This window comes from Micromonospora sp. CPCC 205546, from assembly GCF_036902715.1.
In the GTDB taxonomy this organism is placed as follows: Bacteria; Actinomycetota; Actinomycetes; order Mycobacteriales; family Micromonosporaceae; genus Micromonospora.
In genome coordinates this window covers 1-6,484 of record NZ_JBAKHL010000132.1, presented here as the reverse complement: position 1 = coordinate 6,484, position 6,484 = coordinate 1, and the positions used below count along the sequence as shown (strand labels likewise).

The window sequence follows — 6,484 nt, the reverse complement described above, 5'->3', positions numbered from 1 at the left end:
GGATACCTCATACCGCCGATCTACCCGACACCACAACCGTCACACCAGCAACGCCATCCACATCAGACGAACCTGGCCTTTCAAGATCTGTTAGCTGGCTTCTTGAGGTAGCGCAGCAGCTCTAATGGGGAGGTTTTGGACCTCAGGCGGGCGAAAAGCCCGACACCGAGGAGTTCGTCGTCTTCCTCTGCCAGGTCATCCGCACGGCCGGCCAGTGCGCGCAGTGGCGTATCGGCCCGTGGGGGAACGAGATCGAGACTTCTCCGACCGGCCGCGTTTCGGAGTACGACCGGCTCGTCCTCGGACATAGCGAGGCCGACGAGCACATCGTTCAGGCCGACGAGCTGGTTTTCCGATACGATCCGCAGAGCTAGATATCTGGCGTCGAGGGAGCGGTCCCGATCGGTGAGGTACGGGCGAACCAGTTCCTCGATGCCTGGGTAGGTCAGCCCGGACAGGTCGAGATGCACGGCTTCGTCCAGCGAGTAGTCGTCCGCGAGTACGAGAAGTCGGCGCAGTAGCGACTGCCTGAAGTCGGGGTCGATGAGTTCGACCTGACTGCCGATGAAAGCTGCAGGATCGTCGTCGAGTAGGTCCCCGAACCGGTCCGGGTCGAGCGCGATGAGCCACGCTGCTACCGCCTGAACCTGAGGTGCGAGCAGCCCACCGGGCACCCGCAGCAGCGCGTCCAGCTGCACCTTCGTCAACCTGAGGTCGGACAGATGGCGGGCCGCCAGATACTCGGCGACTGTCTGGTGAGTAAACTTCATGGCGCTGTCCGCGGAACCCTCGAACAAGGCGGTGCCTAGAACATCTGGGTATGGCGCTGGTACCGGTGTCTCAGGAAAAAGGCTGGCGTAGTCATCTTCCGAAAGGGAGAGCCCATCATCCGGTTCGTGCAGTCTGAACGTCTTGCGAGTGGTGAACAGACTCAGCACGGCGAGACGCCCTGCACCGTCTCGGAGGGCGCGGTGCTCGCCAGCGTTTCCGGCCGCCTGCCGGCGAGGGTTTTGTTCCTTGCACAAGCGGTCAATCGCGCGGTCGTAAAGATCACGCTGCGTGCTCGGTAGCACGGCACCCGCGGCTCTGTAGTCGTCGAGGAGGAACTCAAGTTCTTTCGGGTGCCGGGTGAGCGGTGTTGCCCTCGCGGAGGTGACAGCTTCGAGGAACGCCTGCCCGGACACGCCAAAGGCGTCGGCAAACGTCACGACGTCGTGGCTGGTCAGGGCGATCAAATCCAGCACAGTGACGTCGTCGCCGAGGGCTCGATGAAGTACTTGGTTGACGCCGGGAAGCCAAGCGGCCGTACGACACGCAAGGACCAGCCTGACACCCTCGGGAAGGTCTCTGACGACATCTTCGATCAGGTCCGCCAGCTGCGTCGTCGGCAACGTCGACTCATCCATGCTGTCCAACGCCAGCAGCCCATCCGCGGCGTAGGGCCTGAGCTCGGCCAGCGCGTGCATGATCTTCCCATGAAGATCACCGTAGGTGCCCAGGGTGATGAAGCGTGCTCGCTCGCCGAGTGACTCGACGAGACGTCGGAGTTCGACTGTCTTGCCTGCCCCGGGTGGCGCGAGCAGGACCGTGCAACGGCCGGTGACGCCGTCCGCAAGACTCAGCTGATCCACGTCAGACGGACGGACCGCGTTCCGGTCGCTACTAACCCGATTCATCCAGAACCGGGAGAGAGGTGTCGGGATCCGGGTCACGTGATTAATTTTAAGGCTTTGTGGCGAAACTCCTTAGTCGCGACCTACGCGACCGGCGGCGCAGCCGCAGTCGCGCGGCCCGGTCGAGCAGTCCCGGCATACTCTTCTGCCGCGAGTCGCACGTCAGGCGGCCAGCATGTCGGTGTGTGGGGTGGTCAGATCTGGTGCTCGACCCGATGCCGCAGGTACTCATCTGGATGGGTGCGGGCGATGCGAATCGCCTCGGCCACCGTCTCGTGCAGATCCTCGGGGTACTGCTGCCTACCGAGGTCGAGCCCCGGAAGAATGCACCGGCGGACATCCAGGTCCTCGTTGGTGACGAACACGCGTAAGGCGGTTTCGTGCCACTCCTGGCGGAGGTCGGCGAACGCGTCGTACTCGGCCTTACTCTCAGCCGTCGGGGAGCGGGAGCCGGCGAGGTAGGTGAGGGGAACCTGCGTCCAGTACCAGGCTCGCGCTGCGCCGGCCCGTTCAGCGTTGGTGCCCGTCCGGAGATGTTTGAGCAACGCCAACTGCACCCGCCTGCGGCCGAAGGCGGCAAGAGCCGGTTCGACGAGCTGCCGGTTGAAACTCGGATCCGGCTCGAGGACCGCAGCGCGCACCAGCGGTTCGAACCACTCCTCCAGTACCGGCCGACGGCGCATCGCTTGGGCAACCACTCGCCGCGCCTCGTGCTGCCACCTCCGCCGCGAACGCCGAGTGTTGGTCGTCACCAGCGGACGCTCCGCGTCGAGCAGGTTGATCAGCTCCCTCAGGCAGCGCTCGTACCTCGTCGAGGTGTTCTCAGTGCGTCCGGGCAGCGGAGCGTACAACCGCGGCGCCTCGGCCGGGTCCGGCGACGGAGTGCTGGTCGGTTCGTCCCCGGTCTCCATGAGCGTCACCTTTTTCAGCGATTGACGGCAGACCCCCACGGCCGAACGTAGGGAGCAACGGAGCACGTGTTGAACCGTTTGCTTCACGAACCGGGGGCTTTCGATGTCGAGGAACCCTCTTCTGCCGCAACGACGTGCGGCGTCCGGCGACGCGACCGTCACCGTGAGAGCGAAGAGTAGCTCAGGAGCATCTTGAAGGCGGGCCCCGGCCGCGAAGGCCGCCAGCCGGCGGCCACCGCCTGACGGATGCCTACAGCCACCGTTCCGGGCATCATTGGCTGGCTCGGCAGTCCGATCCAGTTGCCGGGGTGGGCGCAGGGCAGCGATACGACCAACAGGGCGCCTGGCTGCTCCGCCTGCTCGACAACGAAGCTCAGCGGTGACCAGCCATTGGCTTGGCAGTAGGTCGGTCTGCGCCGAACTGCCCAGCGGAAGGTAACGCCTTCTACGGTGATCCGTCGGGAACCCTTGGTAGCCAACGTCATCCGTTCCCTTTCGCTCTCGACACCACATAGGCGAGCACCGTAGCGAGTACTCGACACGACTGCTATCGAGTTGGGGTCCGCGCGGACCTGCCGCCGAGCGAGCGTGGCGTGCGTCGACGGAGCACAGCCGACTCTGCCGAGATCAGTGCACCTGACCGTGGTGACCGATGCTCACACTGGCCAAAGACTCCTTGAACCGGGGACCTTCCGGGCGAAAACTGGAGCTCCGGCAACCCCCGACCCGCTTCGGTGGCGATCATGCCGGTCGATGTGTTTGAGTATGAACTATGCTTACGCCTTGAATGTGAACGACTCTCTGACATGACAAGAAGTGCCGGTGGACGACAGGATCGCCCGGATTCAGGTCAAGCTCGCAGCTTTGCCTCCAGCGGAGGAGGCCGTTCTCGGCCCCGTGCTCACTGAGCAGCAAGTCTCAGCCTTTGAGGAACTGCACGGCACTCGGATGCCGGAGGAGTTCCGCCAGTTCGTCACCCACATCGGCCATGGCGGGTACGGCCCAACCTATGGACTGCTGTCCATGGAACGATGGGTGTCCGGGGCCGGGGGAGTCAACGGAAACCTCGCTGAGCCATTTCCCTTCGTTCCTGACATGCACATCGCCGAACGGTCTGCCGGTAGGCGCGGCGGCGCTGCGCCCACTTTCGCGGGCGCGATCGCGGTCGTCTACCGAGGATGCAGCGATTTCACCCTGCTCGTCGTCACCGGACCCGGCCGCGGCCGTCTGGTCGAGGTCAACTCTGAGGGCTTCTTCACGCCTCACTTCCACACCGACCCGGACTTCCTCGCCTGGTATGAGCGTTGGTTAGACTTCACCCTGGCCGGACATCGTGATCTGACCTGGTTCGCAGACCAGATGGCCGGCGACGAAGCAGCGCTCGTGGCCACGCTGCTGAACAGCGAACTCGCAACACGACGCCGTGCTGCCGCGTACACCTTCATCACGTACCCAGCACCAAGCGCATCGCTCCCCAATGTCCTGACACAGGCACTGTCGACGGAACCGCACCCGGCCGTGAGGGAAACGATCTTGCGCGCTCTGTCCGCTCAAGGCGAGCACGGCCGCGATCGCCTGACCACAGCACTCGCAGATCCGGTACCCGGTGTTCGATCTCTCGCGGCCAACCTCATGACCACGAACACACCACAGGGAAGACAGCTGTGCCCCCAGCTACGCCATACCCTCGGCAATCATCTGAGAGCGGAGAAGGACCGCTCGGTGCGTGACACCATCCAGAGATTGCTGGACCACTCGCACTGATCCACACGATCCTGCGGGTCTGCGGCCGACCTCGCCGGCGACCGGCACTGTTCGCCGACCACGCCTGCAACCGTTGCCGCAGGACTCCAAGATCCGGTCTACTCTTCTGCCGCGGACAGCGCGTTCGCGATGGTTGCGCTCAGTGCTATCGCCGCTGTCGGCGGCCCTGGGTGTTGGCGTTCTGGGTGAGGTCGGCGCGTAGCTGGGTGCGGGTGCGCATCAAGATCCGTCCGAGCATGTTCTTGCCGGTGCCACTCCGGCCGCGTCCCCAGTAATGGTCAGTGCTGGTGTCCTCGACGATCTCCTCGTCGCCGGTGTCCAACAGGATGGCGCGGATGTTGGCGTGGGCGGTGAACTTGGCCGTCACGGCCCGGCGCATCACGTCGTCTTTGACCCGTTCCCAGTCGCGGCGCAGCGGCCGGGACCGGTCGCGGCCCAGCTCGGCGGCCCGCAACGGGGTCGCCGTGCGCCGGATGAGTTCGGCGTGGCGGGTACCGGGGAACTTCTGGGCCTGGAAATAGTGCTCGGAGGTCGTCCACCAGTGGCCGTCGAGGTCGAAGCCGTGGCCGGAGAAGTTGGAGAAGCAGCCGTACGGAACCTCGTCGGCACCGTAGAAGTAGATCGTCATCGGGGCCTCGGAGCGGGGGTCGGGGATCTGCACCGTGTCACAGGCATCGACAGAGCGGCAACCGAGTTCGCTGGCCACCATCCGGATCTGCCGCGAGTCGCGCGGCTTGGCGGTCCCGCGTGGCGTTCTAGGCCGTGTTTCGTAGGGCTCGAAGCCATTGGTTGATGGCTGCGATGGTGAGGGTGGCTTCGTAGCGGACGGCGAGTTTGTCGTACCTGGTGGCCATGGCGCGATGCTGTTTGAGCTGGTTGATGCCGCACTCGACGGCGTGCCGCAGGCGGTAGGTGGCGGGGTCGAACGTGGGCGGGCGCCCGCCTTTGGAGCCTTTGGCTTTGCGGTGGGCGTCCTGATCAGTCTTGCTCGGGATACACGCCCGGATACCTCGCTGGCGCAGGTGGGCCCGGTTGGCCTTGGAGGCGTACGCCTTGTCGGCCAGCACGATGTTCGGGCGGGTGCGCGGCCGACCGCCACCGGTCCGGGTGACATGCACCTTGGCCAGTACGGGAATGAACTGCGGGCTGTCGCCGCGCTGGCCTGCGGTCACCACCACGGCCATCAGCTTGCGGCCCTGCTCACAGGCCAGATGGGTCTTGGTGGTCCACCCGCCCCGGGACCGGCCGAGCCCGTGATCGGCCGGCTCCTGCTGGACACCGCCGGGCGGCTGCTTCTGTGTGTCGCCGTCACGGCGGGCCCCGGCGGCGTGCTGGTGGGCCCGGGCGACGGTCGAGTCCACGCTCACCGTCCAGCTGATCAATCCGGCCGCGTCCGCGCGGGCCTGCAACAAGGCCAGGATCTGTGCCCAGACACCGTCGCGCTGCCACCGGCGAAACCACCGGTACAAGGTCTGCCACGGCGGATATACCGTGGGCACGTCGCGCCACGGTGAGCCGGTCCGGACCCGCCACCGGATCCCGTCGATGATCACTCGCATGGTCCATCTGCGTGGCCGATCACGACCCGTTCCCGCGGGCAACAACGCCTCCAGCGCCGCCCACTGCAAGTCGGTCAGGTCGTGTCGCCTCGCTGCCGCTACGCTCGGCACGAGGTCTCCGGTGTGAAGTTCTGGCTTGGTCGCTGAACCACATACCGGAGACCTCTTCAGTTATCGAACCGCCACGCCGCAACATCGACGGCGCTACGAGACACGGCCTAGCCTAGTACCGACGCAGTTGTCTGCTGGTCGACCCAATACCACAGGCTGGGCGTCGCCGCTCTGCGCCGAACCGCCCGCGACGCGGTGGACGCCGAGCCGGGGACCACGCCGGAGTCCTGACCGCGTCAGCCGTTGAAGTCAGTCATCAGCCAGATCCGGTCGAAGGCGCGCTCGGCCAGATCCGCATGCTTGATCATGAAGTTGACTACAATCAGCGTCTCGCCGAACGCGTCACCCACCTGCCCCTCGTCCAGCCAGACGGTGGCTACAGATCTTGAATGGTCAGGTTGTGTCGGGTTCGAGTGTCAGTCCGGTGTGAGCGAGGAACCCGTCGAGTAGGTCGGTGCGGTACTGG

At 65.3% G+C, this 6,484-nt stretch carries 5 protein-coding genes; 1 reads left to right on the top strand and 4 read right to left on the bottom strand.

Annotated elements, in window-relative coordinates; all coding sequences use genetic code 11:
• Nucleotides 1–80: 80 nt before the first annotated feature.
• Both V6U77_RS29405 and V6U77_RS29400 read right to left on the bottom strand, forming a co-directional pair.
• The gene (locus tag V6U77_RS29405) at nucleotides 81–1,712 is read right to left on the bottom strand and encodes a hypothetical protein (RefSeq protein ID WP_334610001.1); all 1,632 of its coding nucleotides are present in this window, start codon (nucleotides 1,710–1,712) and stop codon (nucleotides 81–83) included.
• A 155-nt stretch (nucleotides 1,713–1,867) separates the two neighbouring features.
• On the bottom strand, nucleotides 1,868–2,584 hold the full coding sequence (locus V6U77_RS29400; RefSeq protein WP_334610000.1) for a hypothetical protein: 717 nt from the start codon (nucleotides 2,582–2,584) through the stop codon (nucleotides 1,868–1,870).
• 822 nt (nucleotides 2,585–3,406) lie between these two features.
• On the opposite strand from V6U77_RS29400, the gene V6U77_RS29395 reads away from it, so the two are divergent.
• Complete coding sequence (locus V6U77_RS29395) at nucleotides 3,407–4,348, top strand: SMI1/KNR4 family protein (RefSeq protein ID WP_334609999.1); 942 nt, start codon at nucleotides 3,407–3,409, stop codon at nucleotides 4,346–4,348.
• A gap of 145 nt (nucleotides 4,349–4,493) precedes the next feature.
• Here the strand turns inward: V6U77_RS29395 and V6U77_RS29390 are convergent, their stop codons facing one another.
• Together V6U77_RS29390 and V6U77_RS29385 are read right to left on the bottom strand one after the other, a co-directional pair.
• On the bottom strand, nucleotides 4,494–5,009 hold the full coding sequence (locus V6U77_RS29390; RefSeq protein WP_334609998.1) for an NADAR family protein: 516 nt from the start codon (nucleotides 5,007–5,009) through the stop codon (nucleotides 4,494–4,496).
• A 94-nt stretch (nucleotides 5,010–5,103) separates the two neighbouring features.
• Nucleotides 5,104–6,018, bottom strand: coding sequence for an IS5 family transposase (locus tag V6U77_RS29385; protein ID WP_334609997.1), 915 nt, complete (start codon nucleotides 6,016–6,018; stop codon nucleotides 5,104–5,106).
• Nucleotides 6,019–6,484: the final 466 nt, after the last annotated feature.

Coding starts and splice junctions, on each gene's coding strand:
- V6U77_RS29400 (WP_334610000.1), bottom strand. CDS start 2,584: ATGGAGACCGGGGACGAACCGACCAGCACTCCGTCGCCGGACCCGGCC.